We start from the raw sequence: 26,688 nt of genomic DNA on the forward strand, positions 1-26,688 counted from the left end.
GATGGGCGTCAGGAAACTAGTTAAAGGCCCCCGCGAGCGCGCAGCGCCTCGGCCACATGTTCAGCATCGTCCAGGGCCAGAACGGCAAAGGGGATGATCGTCCGCCAGCCTAACCGCTTGGCTGACCGTGCCCGCCAAGACTGTGCCAGCATCTGACCTTTTTCCACCAGAACCGGGATAAAGCGGATCACCAACGCGATGCCCAATTCAAGGCTGCGCGTCTGAAGCCCGACCTTGCGCAGGGGGGTCGTCAACCATGTCACCACATCCACCATCTGCGACAGTTTGGTGGTCATCGTGACCAGATTGGCGATGGCCACGGCACAGACCATGCGCAATGCAATCACAGCGCCGTTTTCAAGGTCATCGGTCGCCACATGCCAGATCAGGATCAGCACCATAAAGGGCCACAAAATCCGCAGCCGGGCCATGCCAGTCTTGAAAAACTGCCCGTCAGGAAGCGCGTATAATACCGCCGTCGCAGTTAGCATCGACAGCTGGAACCAAAGCGCTGTGAAGCTGAACAAGATCAGCGTGGCCGCACATAACGCCGCGAGCTTTACCCCCGCTGGCCAAGCATGTGCGCGCGTTTTAACCGGAGAGGTGAGTGAAATCATCCTGCTCTCCCAAGTGCTGCATGCGGGTTACAAAGGCTTTGGTGATCGTTGCTGCCGGGCCATCTTGGGCGATCCGGCCTTCGTCGATCCAGACCACACGATCATAATCGGACAGATATTGCGGGTCGTGGGTGATGTGCACCAAATGCGCATCCAGTTGCGACAACACACGGCCAAGGTGCAGCGTCGTCGGGATATCGAGACCCGCAAAGGGTTCGTCGAGGATAATCAGCTTGGGCTGCATCGCAAGGATCGACATCAGGCAAACCAGCTGACGTTGGCCCTGTGACAATTGGTGAATGGCCGCTTTGGCCCAGTGGGCGCGACCAAACTGGGCCAATATCGTATCGGTGTTATGCGCGGCCTCGACCTTGGACTGGCCAAGCTGGGTCAAGCCAAAGCTGATTTCTTCCTCAACCGTGGGAAAGATGATCTGATGGTCGGGGTTCTGAAACAGGATGCCGACATTGCGCAGGGCTGCCTTGCGGTCTTTTGCGACGTCAATACCCGCGATGCGCGCCTGCCCCGATGTCGGGGCAACCAGCCCGGCCAAGATGCGCGCCAGTGACGTTTTGCCAGACCCGTTACGGCCCACGACACCGATCCGACGCTCGTTTCCCTGCAAGGACACATCATGCAAAACCGCAGCCCCACCGGGGGCAAAAGACACGGCATTCAAGTCGATCAAAGGATGGGACATCGTATTCAGCACCAACGGTTCAGGCCCGCGAAGATTGCGGCCCGTCGGTGGCTAGCAGGTCTGAATGTCAGAGTGAAGCCAACCTAACGGCGGGGGCTGGTCCAACTGCCCGGCAAACCCATCTTTGGCGCGCGCGATGGTGCTTTGACATGAGACAGCAACCAGTTCGGACCGGTCATCAGCTTGCTTAGTGTCGGGCTGTTTCTGACCTGCGCCTTTACCTTTTCGATCTGCATCACATTATCGATGCGCCGGTCCAGAAATGCCCACGTGGCCTGATGCCCGTCGCTTGTATCGCCCAGCCAGTACAAAACCGTTGACGAATATACCGCGCTGAGCGTCGCCCGTTTGGTGTACCAGTTCACATCATCCGATGTATCGCCCAAGGCATCCCAAATCGCGTCGCAGGTGCCCCAGACCAGTTTGGCACCGTCGCCTGCATGTTGCGGCAGGGCAAATAGGGTTGTCCCACGGCGCACCACTTCTTTGTCGGTCACGACCTCAAGGCGGAACCGTACCATCGCGGCGATTTTATCGCGATACTTCATCTCGGTCAGGTCTTCGGACGTCATCCGGTCAATCATCAGGGCATCGCCCTGCTTGTGATAGGCCACAGCCAGATCAACCGATCCACGAGGGCACACGGCATTGGCAACCGTCGAATCGATGCCCGTATCAGCAATGGCCGCTTGAAATGTGGTGTCCGACCAACCATCAAAGGGGACATGTATCAATGCGGCGTCCAGCAACTGATCTTTGGGGTTTTGGGCAGTTTCGGTCATGGCGGGCCTCCTAAGCGGTCAATGGCTTGGCACTAGACAATATAGGTCATGCTTGCTATATGGCCACTTCCTGCAAATCCTTGCAACTTCAAACTAGAAAGGTGGTGAAAACCACATGCAGGTTAGTGTTCGCGATAACAACGTCGATCAAGCGCTGCGCGCCCTGAAGAAAAAACTTCAGCGCGAGGGTGTGTTTCGTGAAATGAAGCTTAAGCAACATTTCGAGAAGCCTTCCGTCAAGAAAGCACGCGAGAAAGCCGAAGCGATCCGCCGTTCCCGGAAACTGGCGCGGAAAAAATTGCAACGCGAAGGCATGATGTAAATCATACCGAGTGTCGTATAAGAATAAGAACCCCCGATACCCTTAGGTGCCGGGGGTTTTATTTTGTCTGATGCAGCTTAGTCGGCGGTGATCCATGCCTGTGCCGCTTCAAAATCGTTCTTGTCGAAATATCGCGCGTCTTTGCCGATCAGACGTTTGACGATCTGAACAACCATCGCTTCCCATTTTGAATCGCCCACCACAGCGGCGCGATCCAGCTGGCCAGCGTGGTCACGTACAAGGCCGAAATGCGCAGCCATTGCGCTGAGCCCCTGCCAACCGTCAAAGCGTCTGATATCGAGCAGCAACCGAAAGCGGTCGTTCTTGCGGATAAAGGCGTTCATGTCTTCGATCTCGGAGGCGTATACATCCGCATCGATTTTACCCAACAATTCGACATGCAGCGCACCGGCACCCAAATCTGTTTGATGAATGGCACCCAGCGATTCGAACAACCACAGGCGGGCATCGTCCTCGTGCCATTTTCCGAACACCGACACAGGGCACGGCATCAAAATCGAAAACGCGCGGACCAGCCGTGTCATCGCCTTGTTCGCGGTGACGATGGCAACCCTTTCAAAGCCGCTCCAGTTGCCGATGCCCATTTTCGCATCATCCCAAAGCGCGCCCATGGTAAAGTCGGTCAGGTCGGCGTCTATCACCACCAACATCCGCAGCTTTTCGCCTTTGGCCAACGCGGCATCCAGCGCAGGTATCAATACTTCGCTATAGTCTTTATCAGTAATCGGTGCCTTCATATGCACCTCTAGCAGGTTCTCCTGCGTTCCAGATTGGACCTCAATCATTGTCTTTTCTCCCTTAGAGTACCCCACCTTGCTAAGGGAGTTGTGAAGGCCGCACGTTGATCTGGATCAACGCCTGACATTCACACAGGCAAAGCGGTGGTATTGCAGACCGTGCGCAAGGCAAAGCTGGATTGCATTTGCCCGACGCCGGGCAAGCGGGCCAGAAACTGACGGTGGATGCGCGCGAAATCTTCGGTGTTTTCAGCGACAACCTTAAGCAGGTAATCAGCCGATCCCGCCATCAGATGACATTCAAGCACAGCAGGTATCCGCGCCACGGCCTTTTCAAACGCATCCAGCACCTCGTCCGCCTGGCCTTGCAAGGTGATTTCAACAAACACAGTGGTGGGCACGCCCATCTTCCGCGCATTCAACAAGGCGACGTAGCCCTGAATGTAGCCTTCGTTCTCAAGCTGCTGCACGCGTCTGTGGCAGGCCGAGGGGGACAGATGCACCTGTTCGGAAAGGTCTGAATTCGACATCCGCCCCTTGCGTTGCAGGGCAGTCAGAATGCGGCGGTCAATATCATCCAAGCTCATCTATGCAATACTCTCTTGCTAATTCGTCAATTCATCGCAGATTATTCTAATTTTGGGCCATAAGGCGACCCATAATCAGTGTCTAATTTCATTTTAAGGGGCGTATTTTGGCGCACAGACTCACCCCAACAGGATAAACCCCATGAAAATCGGTTGCCCAAAAGAGATCAAGCCACAGGAATTTCGCGTCGGCATGACGCCGAATGCCGCATTCGAGGCCGTGAATAGCGGTCACGAGGTTATCATCGAAACTGGCGCAGGCGTTGGCGCAGGTTTTGAGGATGCCGATTACATCGAGGCAGGTGCCAAAATCATCGCCACTGCCGCCGAGATTTTCGCAGCCGCGGACATGATCGTTAAGGTCAAGGAACCCCAAGCGGTCGAGCGCAAGATGCTGCGCGAAGGGCAAATCCTGTTCACCTATCTGCACCTTGCCCCCGACGCAGAACAAACCAAAGACCTGTTGGCCTCTGGTGCGACCTGCATTGCCTATGAAACCGTAACCGACCGCAGCGGCGGCCTGCCTTTGCTTGCCCCCATGTCCGAAGTTGCGGGCCGTCTGGCCCCCCAAGTTGGCGCGTGGACCATGCAAAAGGCAAACGGCGGACGCGGCGTGTTGATGGGCGGCGTTCCCGGCGTTGGCCCTGCGCGGGTTGTCGTGATTGGCGGCGGCGTTGTTGGTACACATGCAGCACGGATTGCGGCAGGTATGGGTGCGGATGTCACCGTGCTTGACCGTTCCCTGCCCCGCTTGCGCTATCTTGACGATGTTTATGGCGGCACGTTCAAGACGTCTTATGCGTCTGCGGGCAACACCATCGAACTGGCCCGCGCCGCCGACATGATTATCGGTGCCGTGCTGATCCCCGGTGCAGCCGCGCCCAAATTGATCAGCCGCGCCCAACTGTCCGAGCTAAAGCCCGGCGCCGTGTTGGTTGACGTGGCCATCGACCAAGGGGGTTGCTTTGAAACCTCCAAGGCCACCACACACCAAGACCCGGTTTATGAGGTCGACGGCATCATGCATTACTGCGTTGCCAACATGCCGGGTGCGGTTGCACGCACATCCACGATCGCACTTGGCAATGCGACGATGCCGTTCATGCTGGCACTGGCCAACAAGGGCTGGAAGAAAGCCTGCGCAGACGATGCGCACCTTAAGGCCGGGCTGAACGTTCACGCGGGTCAATTGACCTATGCGGCCGTCGCCGAAGCGCTTGGCCTTGAAAGCATCACCGCTGACCAAGCCATTGCCGGCTGATCAACGACGATGAATGCAAAAGGCCCGCAGTCACCTGCGGGCCTTTCTCGTTCCGACAAACGGAAACGAATTACTTCTTGGCGAGCGAGTCGCGGATTTGCAAAAGAACGTCCAGCTCGGATGGGCCGGTTTCGACTTCTGGTGCGACTTCTTGTGGGCCTTCGGCTGCGGCTTTCATCTTGTTGACAGCCTTAACCAGCATGAACACAACAAATGCGATGATCAGGAAGTTGATGCAGGCAGTGATGAACGCGCCGTAAGCAAAGATCGCAGCGCCAGTTTCGCGTGCGGCGTCAAGGCCGATACCCGCTGGTACATCGCCGGACAGAACAGCGTAAAGGCTGGTAAAGTCAGCGCCGCCCAAAACCAGGCCGATGATCGGGTTGATCAGATCGCTGACCAGCGAGCTAACGATCGCAGTGAACGCAGCACCGATGATGATACCGACGGCCAGATCCATAACATTGCCCTTGGCAATGAAGTCCTTGAATTCTTGAAGCATAGTATGTCCCTCATGTTTTATTATCCGCACGCTTTTACGTATGTTAACGGCGCGTGCAGCCCGTTAGCACAGGTTGCACCAATTACGAGCATTTATTTTAAGAAAACACGTAAAATAGACGAAATAATGTAAATACCGGCAAATTCACGCCAGTTAAGGGCCTAAACGGGTAGTTTCCCGGTCAAAACGTACCGCAAGATCTGAACGACTTGCGCTGGCTCTTGGGCGACGGCCAAAGCTGCGGCATCGACCTCTTTCAAGGCATGGGCGTGATCGGGGCCATGCAGGATCACCAGCGATTTACCCAATGCCGCGGCATACCCCGCGTCAAAAGCTGCGTTCCATTGCTTGTACTGGTCCCCGAACCGCACAACGACCACATCGGCCATTTCAATGCCCTTGCGCGTCCGGATCGCGTTTAGCTGCGCACCTTTGCGATCATGCCAAAATTTATCGGCTTCGGCGCCCATGATGGCCACGCCGCAATCGTCGCTGGCCGCATGATCCGTAACCGGGCTGTCAAAACTGACATCCAGATCGGCAGCACCATTGATGATCTGCTCGCGCCAGTCGGTGTGAATTTCACCGGACAAATACACATTCAATGTCATGTCGAATTACTCCCCTTAACCGCGCAGAACGCCGCCTGTGGCTTTGGTCACTTTCTCGACCACCTTGGCCCCGACTGCTTCGATATCGGCATCTTTCAAGGTTTGCTCAACCGGTTGCATCCGCACAGTCAACGCGAGCGATTTTTTGCCCTCGCCCAAAGCACCGCCGATGAATTCATCGAATACACGCACGTCATCAATCAGCGCCTTATCCGCGCCCATCGCGGCGTTCACCAATGTCATTGCATCGATATCGGCATCCACCACAAAGGCGAAATCGCGTTCAACGGCTTGCAATGCGCTGGTTTTCAGCGCCGGTCGCGTCGCGCCAACTTTGCGTGGCAACGGCACCTCGGCTGGCCAGATGGTAAAGCCCATGGCCGGGCCTTTCACATCCAATGCGGCCAGCACGCGGGGGTGAATTTCACCAAACACACCCAGCACTTTTTTCGGGCCAAGGCAGATTTGACCGTGACGCCCCGGATGCCACCATTCGGCACCGTTGCGGTTGATCTGCACCTTGGCGGGTGCGCCGATGGCGGACAGCACCGCTTCGATATCGGCCTTCACGTCGAACAGATCGACAGGCCGGGATGCACCATGCACATCCTTTGGGCCAGTGCGCCCGATCAACACGCCGCTGACCTGCAAGTGCTGTTCACCGGGTTCGCCCCCGGTAAATACCGGACCGACCTCGAACAGGGACATATCCGGAAAACCGCGTGCCTGATTGCGCGCAACGGCTTGCAACAACGCAGGCAGCAAGGCCGGGCGCATGTGGCTCATGTCATTGCTGATCGGGTTCTCAAGACGGGTCTCGTCGGTTCCCCCACCAAACAGCGCGGCAGAGGGCTGATCGATAAAGCTGTATGACACGCATTCATTATACCCCAACGCGGCACAGGCACGGCGCGCGGCGGCCTCGCGACGCTGCGCAGGTGACAGGATCGGTTTGGGGATACCTGTCGTCAGACGCGGCAAGGGGCGTCCTTCAAGCTTGGTGAGCGATGCAATACGTGCGACCTCTTCGACCAAATCAGCCTCGCCCTGCACATCGGGGCGCCAGCTGGGCACATGTGCCATATTGCCTTCAAGGCGGAAGCCAAGCGACGTCAATGTCTTGCGTTGGTCCGCTTCGGAAATTGTCATGCCTACAAGCGACTGCACCCGCGCGGCATCCAACTTATACGCCCGCGAGAAATCTGGCACCTTGCCAGCAACCACAACTTCGGACGCTTCGCCGCCTGCATTATCAAGGATCATCCGCGTGGCATGTTCGATCGCGTAAGGCGTCCATTCAGGGTCGATACCGCGTTCAAAACGATACCGCGCATCCGAGTTGATCTTGAGCGCGCGACCCGTATAGGCGGTGCGCACCGGATCGAAATAAGCCGCTTCGACAAAGACATTCACGGTGTCCAAAGAACAGCCGGTCTCGGCTCCGCCCATAACACCCGCGATGCTTTCGACCTTTTCAGCGTCAGAAATCAACGTCATGCCTTCGGTAAATGTGTATTCCTTGTCGTCCAAACCCAACAAAGTCTCGCCGCCCTTGGCACGGTGAACGCGCAGCGTGTTGCCCGCGATTTTATCGGCGTCAAAGACGTGCAAAGGCCGGTTGCGGTCATAGGTGAAAAAGTTGGTCACATCGACAAGGAACGAAATCGGGCGCAACCCGATGGCGCGCAACGCGTCTTGCAGCCACACAGGCGACGGGCCGTTCTTCACTCCACGGATCACGCGACCGTAAAAGACGGGGCATTGGTCCAATGTGTCTTCGTCGATGGACACTGTGACGGGGCAGGGAAATGTCCCCTCGACAGCGGGGGTGTCGCGTTTTTTCAACGTACCCAAACCACGGGCCGCCAGATCGCGTGCAATGCCGCGCACGCCCAATGCATCGGGGCGGTTCGGGGTAATCGCGATCTCGATCACCGGATCAACCTTGGCCGGATCATTTTCGGCCAGCCAGTCGATGAAACGATCCCCGACATTGCCCGAGGGCAGTTCGATAATGCCGTCATGCTCTTCGGACAGTTCCAGCTCGCGCTCGGACGCCATCATGCCAAAGCTTTCGATGCCACGGATTTTGCCGACACCAATCGTTGTATCAATCCCCGGCACGTATACGCCCGGCTTGGCCACAACCACGGTGATGCCTTCGCGGGCGTTGGGGGCACCGCAAATGATCTGCTGAACACCCTCGTCGGTTTCAACCTGACACACGCGCAAACGGTCTGCATCGGGATGCTTTTCCGCAGACTTCACATAGCCCAAGGTAAAATCCGCCAGTTTAGCACCGCGATCTTCGACGCCTTCAACCTCGAGGCCCAGATCGGTCAGCGCATAGGTGATTTCATCAATCGACGCCGTGGTGTCGAGATGATCCTTTAGCCAAGAGAGTGTGAATTTCATCGGGTCAATCCTCGTGCAAATGCTTGGGCTAGGGCGTACCGCTTAATCTGCGCGGGTTCAATGCGGTTAGCGCGTCATTCACGCGCCATCAGGTCATCCAACTGCGTGCCCAGCCAGTGTTCGGGAATAAAATGCCCGCCTGAATGCACATCTAGCGTTACCTTGCGGCCTTGGCTGCACGTGTCCCAGACGATGTTCGTCGCTTCGGTATTGGCGCGGATCAGCCAATGTCGGGTAATCTTGCCCTGACCGCAGCGAAAGGTTTTGCGCCACAGCGCGACAGCGTTGGTTGCATCATGGCCGGGGCCACGCGGCAGGCTCATCCAGATGTCTTGCAAGCCGTGCACATGGCGCACTTGATCGGGTGGATTAAGGCACGGGGTCGCCTGCGGGATCGTGCCCGACATGGTCATCAGCCCCGCAATTTTATCGCCCCGCGCACAGGCGTAGCGCCACGCCATCGCCGCCCCGAATGAAAACCCCGAGATGTAAATCTGGTCTGGGTCCACCGGATAGCGCGCAGCCACATCGGCCAACACGGCATCGGAAAAGTCGATGTCGGCAGGGTCGTCCTGCCAGAACCGCCACGCTCGGTTTTGCGCAGATGGGGCGATGAGCATCACCCCACGCGGTCTGGTTTCAATACCGATCCGCGGGTGGTTCACCACCGTCTTGCCGCGCCGCAGGAAGGCGTGGAAATGCATCATTACCGGAAGGGGAGAAGTACCGTCCCAACCATCAGGCAGCAGAATGTTGTATTCGCGATTGCCTATCTTGCAGGGGATATCACCGCCGCAGGTTTGGGCCGATGCTGCGCTGGCAAAAGCCGGCAACATAAGCAGAATGAACAACAGCCAACGGGTTAGTTTCACTTCGCTCTTTCCGCGAGGTCTTTGACATCGTCCATCCGGTACAGCTTGATCTCGCGCACCAATCGCAAGGTCGGCTTTGCCGCGAACAGAAACGACCCGATCAGGAAAAACCACGTAGCGGGTATCTGCTCTGTCTCGAAAAAAAACAGAATGGACCCGACGATGAAGCAAATGGCAGCCATGAAATCCACGAAGGTATAGACAAGTTCGAACCGCGCATAGACGGTTCGGCTGGCATCTGATGACTCGCGGCTACTATGACGGAAAAGCTTCACTTTAAGGTCTCCGATAACGCGGGCTTTGCTTACCTACTCAAACCACCATGCAAGTTCGGCTGGTCAAGGCTGGCGAACCCGTAGTGGCGCAGCCAGCGCAGGTCTGAATCAAAGAAAGCGCGCAGGTCGGGGATGCCGTATTTCAGCATCGCGATGCGGTCGATGCCCATGCCAAAGGCAAAGCCCTGCCATTCAGCCGGGTCGATCCCGCCCGCTTGCAGCACCTTGGGGTGGACCATGCCGGAACCAAGGACTTCCATCCAGCCGTCACCTTCGCCGATGCGCAACTGGCCGTCGACCCAGGAACACTGGATGTCGACCTCGGCCGATGGTTCGGTGAACGGGAAGTGCGAGGCGCGGAAACGGGTTTTGATGCCGTCGACCTCAAAGAACGCGGCAAAGAATTCTTCGAGCGTCCATTTCAGGTTCGCCATCGAGATGTCTTTGTCGATCGCCAGACCTTCGACCTGATGGAACATCGGCGTGTGGGTCTGGTCGTAATCGGCGCGGTACACACCACCGGGGCAAATGATGCGCAGGGGCGCGCCTTGGGCCTCCATCGTGCGGATTTGCACGGGGCTGGTGTGCGTGCGCAATACATGCGGCGGACGGTCGTCGCCCTCGGCGCGGGCCATGTAAAACGTGTCCATCTCGGCGCGCGCGGGGTGGTGGCCGGGGATGTTCAGCGCGTCAAAGTTATACCAATCCGTGTCGATGCGCGGCCCTTCGGCAACGGAAAAACCCAGCTCGGCAAAGATTGCGGTGACTTCTTCCGTCACCTGACTGACGGGGTGGATCGTGCCCTGACGTGTGCCACGGCTGGGCAATGTCACGTCCAGCCATTCGCTGCGCAGACGCTCGTCCAGCGCGGCATCACCCAAAGCCGCCTTTTTGGCAGCAAGGGCCGAGTTGATCTCGTCTTTCAGCGCATTCAGTGCGGGGCCAACGGTCTGGCGTTCTTCCGGGGTCATCTTGCCCAGTTCACGCATTTTCAACGCGACTTCGCCCTTTTTACCCACGGCGGCCAGACGGATGTCTTCCAGCCCGGCTTCGTCAGCGGCACCAGCGATCTGGCCCAGATATTTCGCTTTCAGGTCGTCCATATCGGCCTCATGTCTTTTGTTCTGGCTGGTGCTACCAGAATTGCGCCCGAATACAAGGCGGCGTGGCAAAAACCGCGCCACCCCACAACGTAAAACGCCGCCCTGAGATCAGAGCGGCGTTTCATTATTTCTAAGATGCGAATGGCGCTTACGCGGCCAGTGCGTCTTGTGCTTGCTTAACAATTGCACCGAACGCGTCTGGTTCATTCACGGCCAGATCGGCCAGAACCTTGCGGTCTACTTCGACGCCTGCAAGGGACAGACCATTGATAAAGCGGCTGTATGTCAGCGCTTCGTCATGGCTGCGCACAGCAGCGTTGATCCGCTGGATCCACAATGCGCGGAAGTTGCGCTTGCGATTCTTGCGGTCACGGGTTGCATATTGGTTTGCTTTGTCGACGGCTTGACGCGCGACCTTAAAGGTATTCTTGCGGCGGCCATAGTAACCTTTGGCTGCTTTAATTACCTTCTTGTGACGGGCGTGGGTGACGACACCACCTTTTGTACGGGACATATCGGCTCTCCTATCTTAGCGGTCGTAGGGCATGAAGCCCTTGATGATCTTTGCATCTGGCGCAGACAATGCTGTCGTGCCACGTGCGTTGCGCAGGAACTTGTTGCTCCGCTTGATCATGCCGTGCTGTTTGCCGGCCTGACTGCCGATGACCTTACCGGTCGCCGATACTTTAAAGCGCTTCTTAGCGCTCGACTTGGTCTTCATCTTGGGCATTTCCGTCTCCTTGACTTGAGTTCGGTAGATGCGCGACTCGGCATGCCACGTGGGCCGGACGCGCGGAACGAAGCTGGCGTATAGGTCGGACCGGGAATTATGGCAAGCCCAAAAGCGTTACCAGAATTTGTACCGGGCGATCACATGCACGATCGCATCGGGAATATCGCTCGGTCCGTACCCCTCGGGGTGGCTGATCAGGGCATATACAATCAACCCGACCGCGATCACCAAAGTGACAACCGAAACGCGCGGCGCGCGGCTGTCGGCAAACGCGGACACCATGGATGGGATCGACAGCACAGCAAGGGCAAGACCCAGAACCAAAGCAAGATCAGTGTCCATGGAATGTTCGCCCTTACCGAATTAATGTCACCTTGCGGCGCAGGTTAGTCCGGATCGGCGCTGAAAATCAAACTTTCATCGCAAGGTGCAACGCGCAAGATGTTCGTACTGCCTTCGACGTTGAAGGGCACGCCCGCTACCACAACCACCATATCTTCCGGCTCGGCATAGCCTTCGTCGCGGGCGGCACGCACGGCGCTGACAACGGCCTTTTTGAACCGGTCAAGCCGTTCGGTGACGACGCAGTTGGTACCCCAGCTGAGCGTAAGCCGGCCGGCAGTCTTGGCAAGTGGTGTCAGCGCGATAATTGGCACCCGAGGACGTTCGCGGGCGATCAACAGGCCCGTTGTACCGCTTTGGGTGAAACAGCAGATCGCCTTGATGTTTGTGGTTTCAGCGATCTCGCGCGCGGCCGCGACAATACCGTCCGCAACCGTCATACGGTCAGCGGTACGCGATGCTTCGATGATCTGCGTATATGTGGGGTCAAGCTCGACCTCGGTGGCGACATTGTCCATCGTCCGTACAGCTTCGATTGGATAAGAACCGGCAGCGGATTCTGCGGACAACATCACCGCATCGGCCCCTTCGTAAATGGCGGTGGCCACATCCGAGACTTCGGCACGGGTTGGCATCGGGCTTTCGATCATCGATTCCAACATCTGCGTCGCAACGATGACCGGCTTTGCCGCCGCACGACATTTGCGGACCAGACGTTTCTGGATCGGCGGGACGTTCTGGATCGGCAGCTCGACCCCCAAATCGCCGCGCGCCACCATGATGCCGTCGCTGACCTCTAGAATATCTTCAAACCGGGCAACCGCAGATGGCTTTTCGATTTTGGACAGCAACGCAGCACGACCCTTGGCCAGTTTGCGCGCCTCAAGAACGTCTTCGGGGCGCTGAACAAAGCTGAGCGCGAGCCAGTCGACACCCAGTTCGCAGACGAACTCTAGATCAGCGCGGTCTTTGTCAGACAGCGCCGCAAGGGGCAGCACCACATCTGGCACGTTCACGCCTTTGCGGTTCGAAATCACGCCCCCGATCACCACTTCGCAATTGGCAAAATCAGCACCGCAATCTTTGACCTTAAGACGGATTTTACCGTCATTTACCAAAAGGCTTGCACCGGGTTCCAGCGCCTGAAAAATCTCGGGGTGGGGCAAGCATACGCGGCTTGCGTTGCCTTCTGCCTCGTCCAGATCCAACCGGAATGGCGCGCCTTCGACCAACAGCTCGCTGTCGCCCGCAAACACACCAACGCGCAGCTTTGGCCCCTGAAGATCGGCAAGAATACCGATGGTCGATCCGGTTTCCTTTTCGACCTGCCGGATAATCTTATGCTTGATGCGAATTTCATCATGGCTGCCGTGGCTCATGTTCAGGCGAAACACATCCGCACCCGCCGCATGCAAAGCCGAGATCATCTCATGCGTATCAGAGGCAGGCCCCAAGGTAGCGACTATTTTTACATTGCGTGTGCGTTTCATACTTTACGTCATCCTTCGTCAGCCGGGCCGGTCATTGGCCCCAAATTTACCCAAGTTCACCCTTCTTTAGCACGGGAGTCGCCCAGAGGGGATAGTAAATAGGTTAGCGGTAACATCAATCGCGCAATGCGGCCCACAATACCCGTCGCCTGCCCCTCGCGTAGAACTATACGTCAAATGGTTTCAGCAATATGACCGGCATCGCCTTTTCAAACGAACTGCGCGATGATCTAGCCGCAGCTGCCACTGGTCCCGATCCTTGACACCACGCGGACCCAAGCCCAACTTTGATCTCAAACAGGAGAGACATCATGCCCACACAAACCGAGATCGAACTGCAAGCCGCCGCCTTTCGCCGCCTGAAACAACACCTAATGCAAGACCGCACCGATGTGCAGAACATCGACATGATGAATTTGGCCGGGTTTTGCCGGAACTGCCTGTCGCGCTGGTATCAAGAAGCCGCTGCCGAACGCGGCATCGACATGGGCAAAGAAGAAGCCCGCGAGCTGTTTTACGGCATGACAATGGACGAGTGGAAAGCCAACTACCAAACGGATGCCAAACCCGAGAAGCAAGAGGCGTTCAAAGTCGCGTTCGAGGAAAATGTCGGCCAAAAATAGCGCTTTCACGTTGTAGAAGCTGACCGGATTCTGGCGGTCCGTGAATATGCGGAAGGCGTTGTGCCTTCCGCAACATTTGACCCATTAGCGGTCAGACTACATCGACGCGGTAACCGGAACGCGGGAAATGCACACAAACCGTGCCAACCTCGTCAGAGCTCCGCTCGATTGCGATACTCTCGGCATTTGCAAAACGGACGGTGCCAGCGACCGGTTGCTCGCCACCGTTAACGTCAGGCATCACTGTGACAGGCATACCCACCTCAAGCCCCTGAGGTTCGTTCGCGGCCACACCCGTTTCTGAAACAGGCCCCAGATCGCGGGCAAGCGCAATGGCATCTTGCGGGTCTAGCGCAATCTGGGTGCCATGGCCGACTGCCTGAATATTCTCTTCCCAACGTACCAGATGGGTGAATTCCGACAGGAATGAAGGACCATCCGCCCAGCGCCCGCGCAAAAACCACACGACATGATAAAACTGCGCATCAATCGCGGCAGGTGCCTGTCCCAACAAAAAGTCGCGACCGTCCGACAGTTGCGCATTAAGCCACGACAAAGGCGCACGTACTTGCGCAACAAGATGCGGCAAATCGGCATTGGCCTTTCGCAATCCTTCGGCCCAGTCTTCGCCCAGATAAAGCCGCCCGCGGTCCGCCGCGAAATCTTTGTCCAGCTTATCCCCAGCCGATCCCAGAACATGCCTGACCGTCTGATCGAACAAGGCACCATCGGTCCACCGGCTAAGGCACCACATCAGGCCCTGATCGTCTGTCGGCATAAGGGTCGGCGACGGAAACCGCCGGTCAAGTTCGCGGATGATACATTGGCTATCGCAATAAATATCAGCCCCGATTTGCATCACGGGCGTCCGACGGTAGCCCCCTGTCAAGGTCGTCAGCATCGGCTTGGGCGGCAACCGCGGGATCTCAACATTGCGCCACGTCAAACCTTTGATACCAAAAACGACCCTCACCTTCTCAGCAACAGGTGATTGCGGGTAGGCGTGAAAAATAACTTCGGAGCTTGGGGCAGGCACTTGGAAATCCTTATTGTTTTGCGGCCCAACCCATAGCACCCCTCACCTGACCGAGATAGCCTCTTACATTGCCACCCGACGGTGCCAGTTTAACCGCAAGGGTCTGGCGAAATATCACGGCGGGTTTGAAGTTTCAGGCACAAGGCCAAGCTGGGTTCGAACCCAAACAAATTCGGTGAATATCGGCGGCTTAGAAACAGGAACGCTGCATCAACAGCGTTCCTGATCATGCGACCATAGACAGTGGCTTAAACAGCCGCCTTACGCATCTCGTCCAGATAGATCTCGCGCAGGCGCGGTGCAATCCGGCCCGGTGTGCCGTCGCCCAGCATAACGCCGTCAATCTCGACCACGGGCATCACAAACGCGCTGGCGGATGTGGTAAACGCCTCATCCGCTTGCTTGGCCTCGTCGATGGTAAAGTTACGTTCCTCCACTTCCATCTGCGCCTCTTTGGCGAAACGCAGAACGGCGGCGCGGGTGATGCCGTGCAAGATATCATTGCTCAGCGCGCGGGTGATGATCTTGTTGCCCTTAACGATATAGGCGTTGTTGCTGGTGCCTTCGGTCACGAAACCATCCTCAACCATCCACGCATCATCGCAGCCCGCCTTCTTGGCCATCATCTTGCCCATCGACGGATACAACAACTGCACCGTCTTGATGTCGCGACGGCCCCAGCGGATGTCTTCGATGCTGATGATCTTGGCACCCTTTTTCGCGGCAGGGCTGTCGGCCATGCCGGGCTTGGACTGGGTGAACAGCACAATCGTCGGCTCGGTCGTTTCAGGATCAGGAAAGGCGAAATCGCGGTCGCCGTCAGACCCGCGCGTGACCTGCAAATAGATCAACCCCTCGTCGATTTCGTTCAGGCGAACCAATTCGCGATGCACCTCAAGCAGATCGTCCTTCGAGATCGGGTTGCGCATTTCCAACTCGTTCAGCGAACGGCTTAAACGGATGGCGTGGCCTTCAAAGTCAATCAACTTGCCATCCAGAACCGATGTAACCTCGTACACCCCGTCTGCCATCAGAAACCCGCGGTCAAAGATCGAAATCTTGGCTTCGTTCTCGGGCAGGTATTCGCCATTCACATAAACAGTCCGCATGTCTTATCCCCAAAGCTTGGCCGTGGGCGGATGCACCCCGGCTGCGTCAAATATCAAAGCGTCCTCGCGGTCTTCGGCCAGAAGCAACGGCCCGTCAAGGTCTACGACCTGCGCGCCCTGCGCCACCAAGGTCGCCGGGGCCATAGCAAGCGACGACCCGACCATGCAGCCGACCATGACGCCGTAGCCTTCGGCCAGCGCCGCATCGCGCAAGGCCAACGCTTCGGTCAACCCGCCGGTTTTATCCAATTTGATGTTCACGACATCATATTTGCCCTTCAACTTGGGCAGACTGGCCCGATCATGGCAGCTTTCGTCGGCACAAACAGGCACAGGCCGGTCCATCCCGATCAGCGCATCATCTTCCCCGGCTGGCAAAGGTTGCTCGACCAGCGACACCCCAAGCCGCACCAAATGCGGGGCCAGATCGGCGTATACCCCGGCCGACCAACCCTCGTTCGCATCAATGATAATCTGCGCGTCAGGGGCCCCTGCGCGCACCGCCTCAAGCCGCGGCATGTCGTCGGGCGTGCCCAACTTGATCTTCAGCAAGGGCCGATGCGCATGCAAAGCCGCCTGCGCCTGCATCTTCGCGGGTGTGTCCAGCGAAAGAGTATAGGCCGTAATCTCCGGCCCCGGCGCTGGCAAGCCGGCCAGCTCCCAAACCCGTTTACCTGCCTGTTTGGCCTCAAGATCCCACAACGCGCAGTCCACGGCGTTGCGCGCCGCACCCGCTGGCAACAGATCATACAGGTCAGCCCGCGAGAACGCGGCAGGCAGGCCCTCGATCTCCGCCGCCACACTCTCTAGCGTCTCGTCATAACGCGCATAGGGCACACATTCGCCCCAGCCCGTCACGCCACCGTCGGACACCCGCACCGTCAACACCTGCGCCTCGGTCCGCGACCCGCGCGAAATCGTGAACACCTGCGCCAACCGAAACACATCGCGGCTTACTTCTATACGCATACCCGCTCCTTCATTTTGCCAAATAAACTCTCCCCGAAGGGCCGGTCAGAGGGCCGCCAATGCGTCTGCCAATTTAGCGGCCCCTTGGCGGAACGGATCAACAGCAGGCAAACCAAGACGCTCTTCCACCTCGGCCAGATACGCGTCTGCCTCGGCCTCTGACATGTGCTGGGTGTTTATCGAAATGCCAACAACTTTGCACGCGGGGTTGGCGAACTTCGCCAATGTCAGCGCTGTATCGCGCACATCTTCCAGGCTGGGCAATGCATAATCCGGCAAGCCCCGCATGGTTTTGCGCGTTGGCTCGTGACACAGGACCAACGCATCGGGCTGGCCACCATGGATCAACGCAAGCGTCACGCCGGAATAGGACACGTGGAACAGGCTGCCCTGCCCTTCAATCACATCCCAATGATCATCGTCATTGTCCGGCGTCAGATATTCGATCGATCCGGCCATGAAATCCGCGACGACGGCGTCCAAGGGGACACCTTCGCCAGTGATCAAAATCCCGGTCTGTCCGGTGGCGCGAAAGGTGCTTTTCATCCCCTTTTCCTGCATCGCGGCATCCAGTGCCAATGCAGTATACATCTTGCCCACGGAACAATCCGTCCCCACGGCCAGCACCCGCTTGCCACTGCGCTTAACGCCATTCGCGATGGGGTATTTTACCGACGGGATGCGCACATCATGCAAGCTGCGCCCGTTCTGGACTGCCGCACTGACCAGATCGGCCTCGTCGCGCAAGAGGTTGTGCAACCCCGATGCCAGATCAAAACCCAGATCAAGCGCTTCGAGCAGAACCGATTTCCAGGCTTCGCTGATGATCCCGCCACGGTTGGCGACGCCAATCACAAGCGTCTTTGCACCCGCTTCTTTTGCCTGCGCCAATGTCATGTCTGCCAGCCCCAGATCGGCCTTGCATCCCTCCATACGGAACTGGGCCACAGCATTGTCCGGACGCCAGTCCTTGATGCCTTGCGCGACTTTCACAGCCAGCTGGTCGGGCGCGTCGCCCAGGAAAAGAAGATACGGTGTTTCAATCATGGCTACGTGCTCCGGCAAAATTGGTTTGCGTCATTTTCGCTGTTTCTACCCACAAGAGGATTGCAAGTCTGCCCACCCAGCAACGAATTGCGAAATAATAATGTGCATATTCATGTTTTTGTCGAATATTTGTGCAAGCCACGCAAGACGCAATGCTGCACCTGCGAAATCAGACTTGCGACCCGCTGTGTAATTTAATACCAACTCAAGCAACCCACTTGTAACATTATTACCCGAGGAAACCCGATCATGAGCTTTCGCATCCAGCCGACGCCACCTGCACGTCCCAACCGCTGCCAGCTGTTTGGACCGGGGTCCCGTCCTGCCTTGTTTGAAAAAATGGCCAGCTCGGCCGCTGACGTGATCAACCTTGATCTGGAAGACAGCGTCGCACCGTCGGACAAGGACAGCGCACGTGCCAACATTATCAACGCAATCAACGATGTGGATTGGGGCGACAAAACATTGTCCGTCCGGATCAACGGGCTCGACACCCCTTATTGGTACCGCGACGTGGTTGATTTGCTGGAACAAGCTGGCGAACGCCTGGACCAGATCATGATCCCGAAAGTGGGCTGTGCTGCGGATGTGTATGCCGTTGATGCGCTGGTAACCGCGATTGAAACAGCCAAGGGGCGGACCAAGCGGATCGCGTTCGAAGTGATCATCGAATCGGCTGCAGGCATTGCCCATGTAGAAGAGATCGCAGCGTCCAGCCCGCGGCTTGAGGCGATGAGCCTGGGTGCCGCAGATTTCGCCGCGTCCATGGGTATGCAGACCACCGGCATCGGCGGGACACAGGAAAACTATTATATGCTGCGCGACGGGGTCAAGCACTGGTCTGATCCGTGGCACTGGGCGCAGACTGCAATTGTTGCCGCCTGCCGCACCCATGGTGTGCTGCCGGTCGATGGTCCGTTTGGCGACTTCTCGGATGACGAAGGCTTCCGCGCGCAGGCGCGGCGGTCGGCCACTTTGGGCATGGTCGGCAAATGGGCGATCCACCCCAAGCAGACCGCCGTCGCGAACGAGGTCTTTACCCCCTCGGAGGAAGCCGTTGCCGAAGCGCGCGAGATTCTAGCCGCGATGGAGACCGCGAAGGCAAACGGTGAGGGTGCCACGGTTTACAAAGGCCGGTTGGTCGACATTGCTAGCATCAAACAGGCCGAAGTTATTGTGCGTCAGTCTGAAATGATCGCGGCACGCTGACTTCATCATTACACGCGGGGGGCCAGCCCCCCGCACCCCCCGGGATATTTTTCAGCCAGAGAAAGGGGGGCTTGGCGCGGGTGCCGAGTTCGGGCATCAGGTGGGTATGACTTTTGATGTACTCTCAGCCCTCGCGCTATTTGCGCTCATAACGTCCATGACACCGGGGCCGAATAACCTGATGCTGATGGCATCGGGCGCAAATTACGGTTTTGCGCGGACTGTCCCGCATATGCTGGGGATCACCTTTGGCTTTATGGCTATGCTGGTTTTGGTCGGGCTTGGGTTGATCCGGGTGTTTGATGCCTTTCCGGTTATCTATACCGTCCTCAAGGTATTGAGCGTCCTTTATCTGCTTTTCCTCGCCTACAAGATTGCGACCGCTGGCCCCGCACAGCAAGCGGCGGCAACCGGTCGCCCCATGAGCTTTCTTCAGGCGGCGGGTTTTCAGTGGGTCAACCCCAAGGCGTGGGCCTTTGGGCTAAGTATTATCACGATTTACGTACCCAATGCCGATTTTGGTCCCTTGCTTGTAACGGCCTGTGTCGTGGCGCTCATGGCGTTTCCGTCGGTGACAATGTGGACCGTACTTGGCAAAGAAATGGCGCGTTTTCTGACCAACCCACGGCGTTTGAGGGTATTTAACTGGACAATGGCCGCTTTGCTGGTTGCGTCACTGCTGCCCGTGCTTTGGCCTGCCACCTGAAAGCGCCGCGTTGCAAAGGCAGCAAATCAACGCCATATAGCGCATAACCTAACGCGGAGCATGTGATGACACAGTATCTGGATTTTGAAAAACCACTCGCCGAGATTGAGGGCAAAGCAGAAGAATTGCGCGCCCTTGCACGGTCTTCGGAAGGAATGGATGTCAACGCCGAAGCGAAGGCGCTGGATAAAAAAGCCCACCAGATGTTGGACGATTTGTACAAGTCCCTTACGCCTTGGCGAAAGTGCCAGGTGGCACGGCATCCCGATCGCCCGCATTGCAAAGACTACATCGAAGCGCTGTTCACCGATTACACTCCGCTTGCCGGGGATCGCAATTTTGCGGATGATTTGGCCGTGATGGGCGGCCTTGCCCGTTTCAATGACATGCCTGTCATGGTGATCGGCCATGAAAAGGGCAACGATACCAAGTCACGGATTGAACGGAATTTTGGCATGGCCCGGCCCGAAGGCTATCGCAAGGCGGTGCGGTTGTTTGAACTGGCAGGCAAGTTCGGTTTGCCGGTGATTACCTTGGTCGACACCCCCGGTGCCTATCCCGGCAAAGGTGCCGAAGAGCGTGGCCAATCCGAGGCCATCGCCCGTGCGACCGAAAAATGCCTGCAAATCGGCGTGCCGTTGGTATCGGTGGTCATCGGCGAAGGCGGCTCTGGTGGGGCTGTTGCGTTTGCGACGGCGAACCGCTTGGCGATGCTTGAGCATTCTGTCTATTCGGTGATTTCCCCCGAAGGCTGCGCGTCGATCTTGTGGAAAGATGCCGAGAAAATGCGCGAGGCAGCCGAGGCGTTGCGCCTGACGGCCCAAGATTTGAAACAGCTTGGCGTGAATGACCGCATCATTCCCGAACCGCGTGGCGGAGCACATCGCGATCCGGCCAGTGCGATTAAAGCTGTCGGCAAAGCGATTGAAGGCATGTTGCAGGATCTGAGCGGCAAAGACAGCAAGGCGCTGATCTCTGACCGGCGGGCCAAATTCATGGATCTGGGTGCAAAAGGTCTGGCGGCATAATCTGAGGCGGGTGTCGTTTTCTTAGCAAGAAAACGGTTCGGACTTTTTCAAAAGTCCGGCTCAGGTCGCCAGCATCCGCAACCCTTGGGTCACGTCGGTTCTGACCGCAAGGCGCAGGCCTGGCTCGTCCCCTGCACGCAGCGCAGCGATAATCAACCGGTGGAAATGAGGCGGCTCGGTCCGGCGCAAACGGCCATATAGCGCCCGCATGGTTGGCCCCATTTGCAGCCAGACGGTTTCTGCCATTGCCAGCATCGCAGGGGCCTGCGCGCGCAAATACAAAGTGCGGTGAAACTCAAGATTAGTGCGGATGTAGCTTACAGCATCACGATGTGCGACCGCTTCGGACACAGCATTGTTTATCGTTTGAAGCCGGTCGATCAGGGCGAAATGCGCACGCGGCAGGGCACGGCTGGCCAGCTCGACCTCGATCAAGGCGCGTAGCGCTGCCAGTTCCTCGATGCGCTCGTTGCTAAGTTCCGGTGTGGATATGCGACCCGAGGCTGACATCGTCAGCGCGCCTTCGGCGACCAGACGGCGCACAGCCTCGCGGGCGGGCGTCATTGAGACCTCGTAATCCTTACCGATCCCCCGCAATGTCAGCGCATGGCCCGGCGGCAGATCGCCATGCATAATACGGCTGCGCAATTGCCGATACACACGGTCATGCGCCAAAGGATTCGCATCAAGGGGGCGAGGGTTCAGGTTCATATGGCCGTTGTGATCACAAAAAGGGATCACGTCAACGTCAAGCTTGATCAGGTGCGACGGGTCGATCACCAATTAACTGGCTAAACCGAAGCAGATAGCCGTCCGGATCCTGTACCAGAATTTCCATTACACCGCGTTCGACCGTGTCGATACGATACCACGCCGTTTCGGGGTTCTGAAACAGCGGAACCTTTGATGCAGAAAGACGCGCCACAATCGGCTGCAGGTCTGGGACCACAATCTGGAAATTTATGCCCCGCCCATATGGGTGCTCCAATGGTCCGGTGTCCCAATAACCATTTGATTGCTCAAGCATTATTTGCGCCTGCCCGAGAGCCAAAAAAGCAAAACCACGCTCAGACCTTTCGAATAGCACCTCGAACCCAAGGATTACTGTATAGAATTTCAGGCTCCGCTTGAAGTCACTACATGAAAGTTCGGGAACCAATGCAGCGATGTGAGGGTGTGTCATGAGCAGCTCCGATACGTACTATTCTAACTAAATCGATACCGGTGCAAATCACTGCCGTTTTGGCGCAGCCAGCCGCGTGCATCTTTGTAGGGGCCATAGATTCGTTCGACCTCGGCCCAGAAGGCGGGCGAATGATTCATTTGCGCCAGATGGGCGACCTCGTGGGCGGCGACATAGTCCAGAACCTCGGGCGGGGTCAGTATCAAGCGCCACGAAAACATCAGCCCGCCATCTGACGTGCACGACCCCCACCGTGACCGCGTGTCGCGCAGGGTTAGCTTGCTGTAGGGTCGGCCCAAAGCTGCGGCGTAGTCATCGCAAGCGCCCGTCAGACGGTCCCGCGCCAGTTCTTTCAAATGCGCGGCAAGCCTTACGGGCACGCGGTCTTCGCGGCCCGGCACTGCGATTGTATCCTCGCCCAGTTGAACGCGCCGGCCCTGCCCCTGAACCACCTGGACCATGCGACCACCCAACGGAAATTCAGCGCCGATGCCGATTGGCACATCGGCACCGCGCGCGTCCAGATGTTTGCGAATCCAGTCTTCTTTCTCGCGGGCGAATGCGATGCCCTCGGTCTCTTTCAGGCGCTTGGGCAGGGTCAGCGTCACGCGACCGTCCAGCTGTGAGATACGCAAAGATATACGCTTGGCCTGTGCGGAACGGCGCAGGATAAGCGGGATTGGCGGATTACCGGGCAGGAACGGATCGGGCATTTAGGGCTTTCGGGCGAATACAGGGTGGCGATTGCCTTTGACAGTTCCTATCTCATATGGCACTTGGCCTGAATCATCTATACGCAACAACACTTTCAAAAAGGGGACTTCGATGCCCAATGAAGAATGGGGAACCAAGCGCCTGTGCCCCACAACGGGCAAGCGGTTCTACGACCTGAATAAAAATCCGATCATCAGCCCGTACAGCGGTGAGGTTGTCGAGATCGACAACTCCAAGTCCCGTATGATCGCCGCCGATGCCGAAGATGCCGTCACAGCCAAAGCCAAAAAAGGTGATGACGAGGACGACGTACTGGTAGATGACGACGACGTAGATGTGGATCTGGATGACGATATTCTGGACGACGACGACGACGATGAAGATACAGTTCCGCTTGAAGAAATCGCGGACGTTGCCGCCAACGACGACGACTGATTGAACTTTACGAAGGCGGGAGTGGATTTTCCTCTTGATCCCGCCTTCGCTTGCGCCTATTCAGCGGCGCAGCAGCCATCCCGGGTTGCGAATACTACCGGATCATTGATCCACGATGGGGCCTTAGCTCAGCTGGGAGAGCGCCTGCATGGCATGCAGGAGGTCAGCGGTTCGATCCCGCTAGGCTCCACCAAACCACCCCCCCCTTTTTCCCAGCACGACCCTAGCACCAGATTTTGGGCTGGCTTGCGCGCATTTGCGCTCTGACAATTAAATACCCCCTAGTAATCCCCCGAAATACCTTTGAGCCCATCGCACAAAACGTTTTCGTGAGCCTCACTAGACGACTGGTCTATTACTCATTATCTACGCTCTATGACAGAGCAAAAGAAATCAGATCAGACGCGACAAAAAATCCTGACGGCGGGGCGCACCCTTGTCAGCCATCACGGTTTTGGCGCAGTGGGATTGGCCCGTATTCTTAAGGAAAGCGACGTTCCCAAGGGATCGTTCTATTACTACTTCCCGTCAAAGGAGGCCTTTGGCCAAGCCTTGCTGACAGATTACGTCGCCGACTATCTTGGTCGGGTCGATGCGCTGTCAAATGGTCCGGGAACTGCCCATGACAAACTGACCGCTTTCTGGTCGGCGTGGTTAACGCATGCCGGGGCCGAAGGCATTGCCAGCCAATGCCTTGTCGTAAAGTTGGGTGCAGAAGTGGCCGATTTGTCAGAAGACATGCGTCAGGTTCTTGATGATGGCGTCGCCGCGCTGGTTAACCGGATCGCCGCGCTGCTGATCCAGGGGGCCAAAGACGGGTCCGTAGTAGCCATCGATGACCCGCAGTCCACCGCACAGATGCTGTATGCGAAATGGCTCGGTGCCGCGATTCTGGCCAAGCTTGCGCGCGATGAAACCCCGCTGCGGCGGGCCCTGTTTGAAACAAACAAAACCCTTTCAACATCATAACCTAAAGAAGAGAAGACACATGAAAGCTGCAATTCACGATTCATTCGGCGAACCAATTGACGTACTGAACGCTGTTGAGGTTAACAAACCTACCGCCGGCGCGGGCGAGGTGTTGATCAAAATGACCCTGTCGCCGATCCACAACCACGATCTGTGGACCATCCGTGGCAATTATGGCTACAAGCCGGAACTGCCCGGTGCGATTGGCGGCTCAGAGGCGTTGGGCACAATCGAGGCGGTCGGCGAGGGTGTTGACGATGCCATGATCGGCAAGCGCGTCACCATCGCGGGTGTGCATGGCACGTGGGCCGAATATTTCGTGGCCCCCGCAACAGGTGTGCTGCCCCTGCCCGACATGATCTCGGACGTCGCAGGTGCGCAGTTGATCGCGATGCCGTTCAGTGCCATTTCACTGCTGGAAACCCTAAGGGCCAAAAAGGGTGATTGGATCATCCAAACCGCCGCCAATGGCGCAGTGGGCAAGATCATGGTGACACTGGCCAAGGCGCGCGGGATCAATCTGTTGAACCTCGTGCGCCGCGACGAAGCGGTGAAAGAGCTGACCGACATGGGGATCGAAAACGTTCTATCCACATCCGACGCGGATTGGGTACAAAAGTCGCGTGATATCATTGGTGCCGCTGGTGCCGCCTCCGCAATCGATTCGGTGGGCGGTGATATCTCTGCCGATCTGGTTGAACTGCTGGGCCTCGATGGTGAACTGGTCGTTTTCGGCACCGCAACAGGCGCGCCAATGCCGCTGTCGTCGGGTGCGCTGATCATGAAGCACATCACCGTTAAAGGGTTCTGGGGCTCGCGCGTCAGCGGCGATATGAACCCGGAAGAGCGTAAACGCTTGATCACGGAGCTGGTTACGCTGGCCGCCAAAGGCGAACTGGTGCTGGAAGACGGTGGCGTCTTTGGTCTGGATGATGTTGCCAAGGCAATGAAAGCGGCCCTAACGCCGGGCCGCGCCGGCAAAGTCATGATCCGCGGCTAAACCGCCACGCCCAAGAAAACAGAAAGCCCGCCCCTTGAGACGCTCAAAGGCCGGGCTTTTTTGTTACGACTGGACACCTGTCTAGAACGGCAAACCGATGTAGTTTTCGGCCAAATCACGGCGTGCCGTTTCGCTTTGCGACAGATGGCTTAGGGTCGCCTTGCGCATCTGCGCGGCAAAGCTGTCTTCGCCGTCAAACTGGTGCAGCATTGTGGTCATCTGCCAGCTAAACCGCATCGCCTTCCAGATACGCGCCAACGCGCGGTCTGCATAGCTGTCGACGCCAGCGTGATCGCCCTTCTTGAGCGCGGCAATTAAGGCATCGTGCAGATAATACACATCCGACACAGCCAGATTCAGCCCCTTGGCCCCCGTGGGCGGCACGATATGTGCAGAATCGCCGACCAGAAACAGATTGCCCCAACGCAACGGCTCGCTGACAAACGACCGCAGCGGCGCGATTGATTTTTCGATCGACGGGCCTGTCACCAAGGCATCGGCGGTTTCTTTGGGCAAGCGCATCTTCAGGGCCTCCCAAAAGCGGTCATCGCTCCAGTCCTCGACCTTGTCGGTCAGCGGGGCCTGCACATAATAGCGCGACAGGTTTTCATTGCGCATCGACGCCAGTGCAAAGCCGTGGCGTGAATTGGCATAGATCAGTTCGTGATTGGCTGGCGGTGTGCGTGACAAGACGCCCAGCCACCCAAAGGGGTAAACCCGTTCGAATTCCTCGCGTTTATCCGCCGGTATGGTCTGGCGGCTGACCCCGTGGAATCCGTCGCACCCCGCCACAAACTGGCAGTCGATGCGCTGGCGCGTGCCGTCATGGGTATACTCGACATAAGGCGCACCTGTCGTAACATCGTTGATCACCACATCATCGACGTCGTGAATAATGCGCGTGCCCATCGCATCTTGGGCATCATACAGATCGGTCGTTACCTCGGTCTGGCCATAGACCATCACCTTTTTGCCGGTCAGTTCGTGAAAATTGATCCGCACCATCAGATCATCATCGGTCAGGTAACACCCCTCGTGCGGGATACCCTCGCGGTCCATGCGGTCACCGACCCCTGCCTCGCGCAGCAATTGCACGGTGCCGCTTTCCAGCACACCTGCCCGGATGCGGTCCAACACACGCTTGCGCGAGGTCCGTTCCAGAATAACGGTGTCAACGCCTGCACGGTTTAACAGTTGCGACAAAAGCAAACCCGAAGGGCCACCCCCGATTATGACGACTTCGGTTTTCATAACGTGCTTATTTCCCTTCGTGATGTTGAAGGGAAAATA

Annotated in this window: 32 protein-coding genes and 1 tRNA gene; 10 read left to right on the forward strand and 23 right to left on the reverse strand. The window is 57.3% G+C overall.

Annotation, left to right across the window (positions count from 1 at the left end):
- Positions 1 to 20: 20 nt before the first annotated feature.
- The 3 genes from KZZ06_RS05335 to KZZ06_RS05345 all read right to left on the reverse strand — a co-directional run bounded on the left by KZZ06_RS05335 (position 21) and on the right by KZZ06_RS05345 (position 2,099).
- Positions 21 to 617, reverse strand: a complete 597-nt coding sequence (locus tag KZZ06_RS05335) for an energy-coupling factor transporter transmembrane protein EcfT (RefSeq protein WP_219579004.1) — start codon at positions 615 to 617, stop codon at positions 21 to 23.
- Positions 592 to 1,317 carry an energy-coupling factor ABC transporter ATP-binding protein gene (locus KZZ06_RS05340; RefSeq protein ID WP_219579005.1) on the reverse strand — a complete coding sequence of 242 codons (726 nt, stop codon included), beginning with the start codon at positions 1,315 to 1,317 and terminating at the stop codon, positions 592 to 594. Before KZZ06_RS05340 ends, KZZ06_RS05335 begins: the two co-directional genes overlap by 26 nt.
- An 83-nt stretch (positions 1,318 to 1,400) precedes the next feature.
- Positions 1,401 to 2,099, reverse strand: a complete 699-nt coding sequence (locus KZZ06_RS05345; protein ID WP_219579006.1) for a COQ9 family protein — start codon at positions 2,097 to 2,099, stop codon at positions 1,401 to 1,403.
- A 115-nt stretch (positions 2,100 to 2,214) separates the two neighbouring features.
- Here KZZ06_RS05345 and rpsU point away from each other — a divergent pair, with 115 nt between their 5' ends.
- Complete coding sequence (gene rpsU, locus KZZ06_RS05350; RefSeq protein WP_176247948.1) at positions 2,215 to 2,421, forward strand: 30S ribosomal protein S21; 207 nt, start codon at positions 2,215 to 2,217, stop codon at positions 2,419 to 2,421.
- Positions 2,422 to 2,498: 77 nt separating this feature from the next.
- On the opposite strand, the gene KZZ06_RS05355 is transcribed toward rpsU, so the two are convergent.
- Together KZZ06_RS05355 and KZZ06_RS05360 are read right to left on the reverse strand one after the other, a co-directional pair.
- Positions 2,499 to 3,227, reverse strand: coding sequence for an STAS/SEC14 domain-containing protein (locus KZZ06_RS05355; RefSeq protein WP_219579007.1), 729 nt, complete (start codon positions 3,225 to 3,227; stop codon positions 2,499 to 2,501).
- 80 nt (positions 3,228 to 3,307) lie between these two features.
- Positions 3,308 to 3,766, reverse strand: coding sequence for an Lrp/AsnC family transcriptional regulator (locus KZZ06_RS05360; protein WP_219579008.1), 459 nt, complete (start codon positions 3,764 to 3,766; stop codon positions 3,308 to 3,310).
- 142 nt (positions 3,767 to 3,908) lie between these two features.
- Here KZZ06_RS05360 and ald point away from each other — a divergent pair, with 142 nt between their 5' ends.
- Complete coding sequence (ald, locus tag KZZ06_RS05365) at positions 3,909 to 5,027, forward strand: alanine dehydrogenase (RefSeq protein WP_219579009.1); 1,119 nt, start codon at positions 3,909 to 3,911, stop codon at positions 5,025 to 5,027.
- Between the two features lie 70 nt (positions 5,028 to 5,097).
- Here the strand turns inward: ald and mscL are convergent, their stop codons facing one another.
- From mscL to pyk, 10 genes are all read right to left on the reverse strand, one after another.
- Positions 5,098 to 5,529 (reverse strand): large conductance mechanosensitive channel protein MscL, encoded by a 432-nt coding sequence (gene mscL, locus KZZ06_RS05370; RefSeq protein ID WP_219579010.1) that lies wholly within the window; start codon positions 5,527 to 5,529, stop codon positions 5,098 to 5,100.
- Between the two features lie 161 nt (positions 5,530 to 5,690).
- Entirely contained in the window at positions 5,691 to 6,140 is a 450-nt protein-coding gene (locus tag KZZ06_RS05375; RefSeq protein ID WP_219579011.1) for a YtoQ family protein, read from the reverse strand.
- Positions 6,141 to 6,155: 15 nt separating this feature from the next.
- Positions 6,156 to 8,555 carry a phenylalanine--tRNA ligase subunit beta gene (pheT, locus tag KZZ06_RS05380; RefSeq protein WP_219579012.1) on the reverse strand — a complete coding sequence of 800 codons (2,400 nt, stop codon included), beginning with the start codon at positions 8,553 to 8,555 and terminating at the stop codon, positions 6,156 to 6,158.
- A gap of 74 nt (positions 8,556 to 8,629) precedes the next feature.
- The gene (locus KZZ06_RS05385; protein WP_308340002.1) at positions 8,630 to 9,427 is read right to left on the reverse strand and encodes a polyhydroxybutyrate depolymerase; all 798 of its coding nucleotides are present in this window, start codon (positions 9,425 to 9,427) and stop codon (positions 8,630 to 8,632) included.
- Positions 9,424 to 9,702, reverse strand: coding sequence for a YrhK family protein (locus KZZ06_RS05390; protein ID WP_219579013.1), 279 nt, complete (start codon positions 9,700 to 9,702; stop codon positions 9,424 to 9,426). The genes KZZ06_RS05385 and KZZ06_RS05390 overlap by 4 nt, the downstream gene beginning before the upstream one ends.
- Before the next feature lie 29 nt (positions 9,703 to 9,731).
- Positions 9,732 to 10,805 (reverse strand): phenylalanine--tRNA ligase subunit alpha, encoded by a 1,074-nt coding sequence (gene pheS, locus KZZ06_RS05395; protein ID WP_219579014.1) that lies wholly within the window; start codon positions 10,803 to 10,805, stop codon positions 9,732 to 9,734.
- A 148-nt stretch (positions 10,806 to 10,953) separates the two neighbouring features.
- Positions 10,954 to 11,319: a 50S ribosomal protein L20 gene (gene rplT / locus KZZ06_RS05400; protein WP_219579015.1), complete on the reverse strand. Its 366-nt coding sequence runs from the start codon at positions 11,317 to 11,319 to the stop codon at positions 10,954 to 10,956.
- A gap of 15 nt (positions 11,320 to 11,334) precedes the next feature.
- Positions 11,335 to 11,535 (reverse strand): 50S ribosomal protein L35, encoded by a 201-nt coding sequence (rpmI, locus tag KZZ06_RS05405; RefSeq protein WP_008228149.1) that lies wholly within the window; start codon positions 11,533 to 11,535, stop codon positions 11,335 to 11,337.
- Between the two features lie 117 nt (positions 11,536 to 11,652).
- Complete coding sequence (locus KZZ06_RS05410) at positions 11,653 to 11,880, reverse strand: hypothetical protein (RefSeq protein ID WP_219579016.1); 228 nt, start codon at positions 11,878 to 11,880, stop codon at positions 11,653 to 11,655.
- A 44-nt stretch (positions 11,881 to 11,924) separates the two neighbouring features.
- On the reverse strand, positions 11,925 to 13,370 hold the full coding sequence (pyk, locus tag KZZ06_RS05415; RefSeq protein WP_219579017.1) for a pyruvate kinase: 1,446 nt from the start codon (positions 13,368 to 13,370) through the stop codon (positions 11,925 to 11,927).
- 311 nt (positions 13,371 to 13,681) lie between these two features.
- On the opposite strand from pyk, the gene KZZ06_RS05420 reads away from it, so the two are divergent.
- Positions 13,682 to 13,993 carry a DUF1244 domain-containing protein gene (locus tag KZZ06_RS05420; protein ID WP_219579018.1) on the forward strand — a complete coding sequence of 104 codons (312 nt, stop codon included), beginning with the start codon at positions 13,682 to 13,684 and terminating at the stop codon, positions 13,991 to 13,993.
- 91 nt (positions 13,994 to 14,084) lie between these two features.
- On the opposite strand, the gene KZZ06_RS05425 is transcribed toward KZZ06_RS05420, so the two are convergent.
- From KZZ06_RS05425 to dgcN, 4 genes are all read right to left on the reverse strand, one after another.
- The gene (locus tag KZZ06_RS05425) at positions 14,085 to 15,029 is read right to left on the reverse strand and encodes a glutathione S-transferase family protein (RefSeq protein WP_219579019.1); all 945 of its coding nucleotides are present in this window, start codon (positions 15,027 to 15,029) and stop codon (positions 14,085 to 14,087) included.
- A gap of 248 nt (positions 15,030 to 15,277) precedes the next feature.
- Positions 15,278 to 16,138: a D-amino-acid transaminase gene (locus KZZ06_RS05430; RefSeq protein WP_219579020.1), complete on the reverse strand. Its 861-nt coding sequence runs from the start codon at positions 16,136 to 16,138 to the stop codon at positions 15,278 to 15,280.
- A gap of 3 nt (positions 16,139 to 16,141) precedes the next feature.
- The gene (gene dgcA / locus KZZ06_RS05435) at positions 16,142 to 17,107 is read right to left on the reverse strand and encodes an N-acetyl-D-Glu racemase DgcA (protein WP_219579021.1); all 966 of its coding nucleotides are present in this window, start codon (positions 17,105 to 17,107) and stop codon (positions 16,142 to 16,144) included.
- A 45-nt stretch (positions 17,108 to 17,152) separates the two neighbouring features.
- Complete coding sequence (dgcN, locus tag KZZ06_RS05440; RefSeq protein ID WP_219579022.1) at positions 17,153 to 18,154, reverse strand: N-acetyltransferase DgcN; 1,002 nt, start codon at positions 18,152 to 18,154, stop codon at positions 17,153 to 17,155.
- 249 nt (positions 18,155 to 18,403) lie between these two features.
- Here dgcN and KZZ06_RS05445 point away from each other — a divergent pair, with 249 nt between their 5' ends.
- From KZZ06_RS05445 to KZZ06_RS05455, 3 genes are all read left to right on the forward strand, one after another.
- Positions 18,404 to 19,363, forward strand: a complete 960-nt coding sequence (locus KZZ06_RS05445) for an L-malyl-CoA/beta-methylmalyl-CoA lyase (RefSeq protein WP_219579023.1) — start codon at positions 18,404 to 18,406, stop codon at positions 19,361 to 19,363.
- 106 nt (positions 19,364 to 19,469) lie between these two features.
- The gene (locus KZZ06_RS05450) at positions 19,470 to 20,069 is read left to right on the forward strand and encodes a LysE family translocator (protein ID WP_219579024.1); all 600 of its coding nucleotides are present in this window, start codon (positions 19,470 to 19,472) and stop codon (positions 20,067 to 20,069) included.
- A 65-nt stretch (positions 20,070 to 20,134) separates the two neighbouring features.
- Entirely contained in the window at positions 20,135 to 21,097 is a 963-nt protein-coding gene (locus tag KZZ06_RS05455) for an acetyl-CoA carboxylase carboxyltransferase subunit alpha (protein WP_219579025.1), read from the forward strand.
- A gap of 60 nt (positions 21,098 to 21,157) precedes the next feature.
- On the opposite strand, the gene KZZ06_RS05460 is transcribed toward KZZ06_RS05455, so the two are convergent.
- Genes KZZ06_RS05460 through KZZ06_RS05470 form a run of 3 tightly spaced genes read right to left on the reverse strand, consistent with a single transcriptional unit; the run spans position 21,158 to position 22,993 of the window.
- Entirely contained in the window at positions 21,158 to 21,808 is a 651-nt protein-coding gene (locus KZZ06_RS05460) for a GntR family transcriptional regulator (RefSeq protein WP_219579288.1), read from the reverse strand.
- A 37-nt stretch (positions 21,809 to 21,845) separates the two neighbouring features.
- Positions 21,846 to 22,280 carry a VOC family protein gene (locus tag KZZ06_RS05465; protein WP_219579026.1) on the reverse strand — a complete coding sequence of 145 codons (435 nt, stop codon included), beginning with the start codon at positions 22,278 to 22,280 and terminating at the stop codon, positions 21,846 to 21,848.
- Between the two features lie 23 nt (positions 22,281 to 22,303).
- Positions 22,304 to 22,993 (reverse strand): M48 family metallopeptidase, encoded by a 690-nt coding sequence (locus tag KZZ06_RS05470; protein ID WP_219579027.1) that lies wholly within the window; start codon positions 22,991 to 22,993, stop codon positions 22,304 to 22,306.
- A 112-nt stretch (positions 22,994 to 23,105) separates the two neighbouring features.
- Here KZZ06_RS05470 and KZZ06_RS05475 point away from each other — a divergent pair, with 112 nt between their 5' ends.
- From KZZ06_RS05475 to KZZ06_RS05490, 4 genes are all read left to right on the forward strand, one after another.
- Complete coding sequence (locus tag KZZ06_RS05475) at positions 23,106 to 23,429, forward strand: TIGR02300 family protein (RefSeq protein WP_219579028.1); 324 nt, start codon at positions 23,106 to 23,108, stop codon at positions 23,427 to 23,429.
- A 117-nt stretch (positions 23,430 to 23,546) separates the two neighbouring features.
- Positions 23,547 to 23,622, forward strand: a tRNA-Ala gene (locus KZZ06_RS05480).
- Positions 23,623 to 23,804: 182 nt separating this feature from the next.
- Positions 23,805 to 24,398: a TetR/AcrR family transcriptional regulator gene (locus KZZ06_RS05485; RefSeq protein ID WP_219579029.1), complete on the forward strand. Its 594-nt coding sequence runs from the start codon at positions 23,805 to 23,807 to the stop codon at positions 24,396 to 24,398.
- Positions 24,399 to 24,417: 19 nt separating this feature from the next.
- The gene (locus tag KZZ06_RS05490; protein WP_219579030.1) at positions 24,418 to 25,398 is read left to right on the forward strand and encodes a zinc-binding dehydrogenase; all 981 of its coding nucleotides are present in this window, start codon (positions 24,418 to 24,420) and stop codon (positions 25,396 to 25,398) included.
- A gap of 81 nt (positions 25,399 to 25,479) precedes the next feature.
- Here KZZ06_RS05490 and pobA read toward each other — a convergent pair whose 3' ends face one another.
- Positions 25,480 to 26,649 (reverse strand): 4-hydroxybenzoate 3-monooxygenase, encoded by a 1,170-nt coding sequence (gene pobA, locus KZZ06_RS05495; RefSeq protein WP_219579031.1) that lies wholly within the window; start codon positions 26,647 to 26,649, stop codon positions 25,480 to 25,482.
- Positions 26,650 to 26,688 lie beyond the last annotated feature (39 nt).

Source organism: Sulfitobacter sp. CW3 (assembly GCF_019392245.1).
GTDB lineage: Bacteria > Pseudomonadota > Alphaproteobacteria > Rhodobacterales > Rhodobacteraceae > Sulfitobacter.

Bases quoted from the DNA above. Each gene is read 5' to 3' on its own strand.
- ald (WP_219579009.1), top strand. From the start codon at position 3,909: ATGAAAATCGGTTGCCCAAAAGAGATCAAGCCACAGGAATTTCGCGTC.
- rpsU (WP_176247948.1), top strand. From the start codon at position 2,215: ATGCAGGTTAGTGTTCGCGATAACAACGTCGATCAAGCGCTGCGCGCC.
- pheT (WP_219579012.1), bottom strand. From the start codon at position 8,555: ATGAAATTCACACTCTCTTGGCTAAAGGATCATCTCGACACCACGGCG.
- KZZ06_RS05345 (WP_219579006.1), bottom strand. From the start codon at position 2,099: ATGACCGAAACTGCCCAAAACCCCAAAGATCAGTTGCTGGACGCCGCA.
- KZZ06_RS05450 (WP_219579024.1), top strand. From the start codon at position 19,470: ATGACTTTTGATGTACTCTCAGCCCTCGCGCTATTTGCGCTCATAACG.
- mscL (WP_219579010.1), bottom strand. From the start codon at position 5,529: ATGCTTCAAGAATTCAAGGACTTCATTGCCAAGGGCAATGTTATGGAT.
- KZZ06_RS05420 (WP_219579018.1), top strand. From the start codon at position 13,682: ATGCCCACACAAACCGAGATCGAACTGCAAGCCGCCGCCTTTCGCCGC.
- pobA (WP_219579031.1), bottom strand. From the start codon at position 26,649: ATGAAAACCGAAGTCGTCATAATCGGGGGTGGCCCTTCGGGTTTGCTT.
- KZZ06_RS05485 (WP_219579029.1), top strand. From the start codon at position 23,805: ATGACAGAGCAAAAGAAATCAGATCAGACGCGACAAAAAATCCTGACG.
- KZZ06_RS05475 (WP_219579028.1), top strand. From the start codon at position 23,106: ATGCCCAATGAAGAATGGGGAACCAAGCGCCTGTGCCCCACAACGGGC.
- KZZ06_RS05375 (WP_219579011.1), bottom strand. From the start codon at position 6,140: ATGACATTGAATGTGTATTTGTCCGGTGAAATTCACACCGACTGGCGC.
- dgcN (WP_219579022.1), bottom strand. From the start codon at position 18,154: ATGATTGAAACACCGTATCTTCTTTTCCTGGGCGACGCGCCCGACCAG.
- pyk (WP_219579017.1), bottom strand. From the start codon at position 13,370: ATGAAACGCACACGCAATGTAAAAATAGTCGCTACCTTGGGGCCTGCC.
- KZZ06_RS05340 (WP_219579005.1), bottom strand. From the start codon at position 1,317: ATGTCCCATCCTTTGATCGACTTGAATGCCGTGTCTTTTGCCCCCGGT.
- dgcA (WP_219579021.1), bottom strand. From the start codon at position 17,107: ATGCGTATAGAAGTAAGCCGCGATGTGTTTCGGTTGGCGCAGGTGTTC.
- rpmI (WP_008228149.1), bottom strand. From the start codon at position 11,535: ATGCCCAAGATGAAGACCAAGTCGAGCGCTAAGAAGCGCTTTAAAGTA.
- KZZ06_RS05455 (WP_219579025.1), top strand. From the start codon at position 20,135: ATGACACAGTATCTGGATTTTGAAAAACCACTCGCCGAGATTGAGGGC.
- KZZ06_RS05355 (WP_219579007.1), bottom strand. From the start codon at position 3,227: ATGATTGAGGTCCAATCTGGAACGCAGGAGAACCTGCTAGAGGTGCAT.
- KZZ06_RS05465 (WP_219579026.1), bottom strand. From the start codon at position 22,280: ATGACACACCCTCACATCGCTGCATTGGTTCCCGAACTTTCATGTAGT.
- KZZ06_RS05430 (WP_219579020.1), bottom strand. From the start codon at position 16,138: ATGCGGACTGTTTATGTGAATGGCGAATACCTGCCCGAGAACGAAGCC.
- KZZ06_RS05460 (WP_219579288.1), bottom strand. From the start codon at position 21,808: ATGAACCTGAACCCTCGCCCCCTTGATGCGAATCCTTTGGCGCATGAC.
- KZZ06_RS05490 (WP_219579030.1), top strand. From the start codon at position 24,418: ATGAAAGCTGCAATTCACGATTCATTCGGCGAACCAATTGACGTACTG.
- KZZ06_RS05445 (WP_219579023.1), top strand. From the start codon at position 18,404: ATGAGCTTTCGCATCCAGCCGACGCCACCTGCACGTCCCAACCGCTGC.
- KZZ06_RS05410 (WP_219579016.1), bottom strand. From the start codon at position 11,880: ATGGACACTGATCTTGCTTTGGTTCTGGGTCTTGCCCTTGCTGTGCTG.
- rplT (WP_219579015.1), bottom strand. From the start codon at position 11,319: ATGTCCCGTACAAAAGGTGGTGTCGTCACCCACGCCCGTCACAAGAAG.
- pheS (WP_219579014.1), bottom strand. From the start codon at position 10,805: ATGGACGACCTGAAAGCGAAATATCTGGGCCAGATCGCTGGTGCCGCT.
- KZZ06_RS05360 (WP_219579008.1), bottom strand. From the start codon at position 3,766: ATGAGCTTGGATGATATTGACCGCCGCATTCTGACTGCCCTGCAACGC.
- KZZ06_RS05335 (WP_219579004.1), bottom strand. From the start codon at position 617: ATGATTTCACTCACCTCTCCGGTTAAAACGCGCGCACATGCTTGGCCA.
- KZZ06_RS05470 (WP_219579027.1), bottom strand. From the start codon at position 22,993: ATGCCCGATCCGTTCCTGCCCGGTAATCCGCCAATCCCGCTTATCCTG.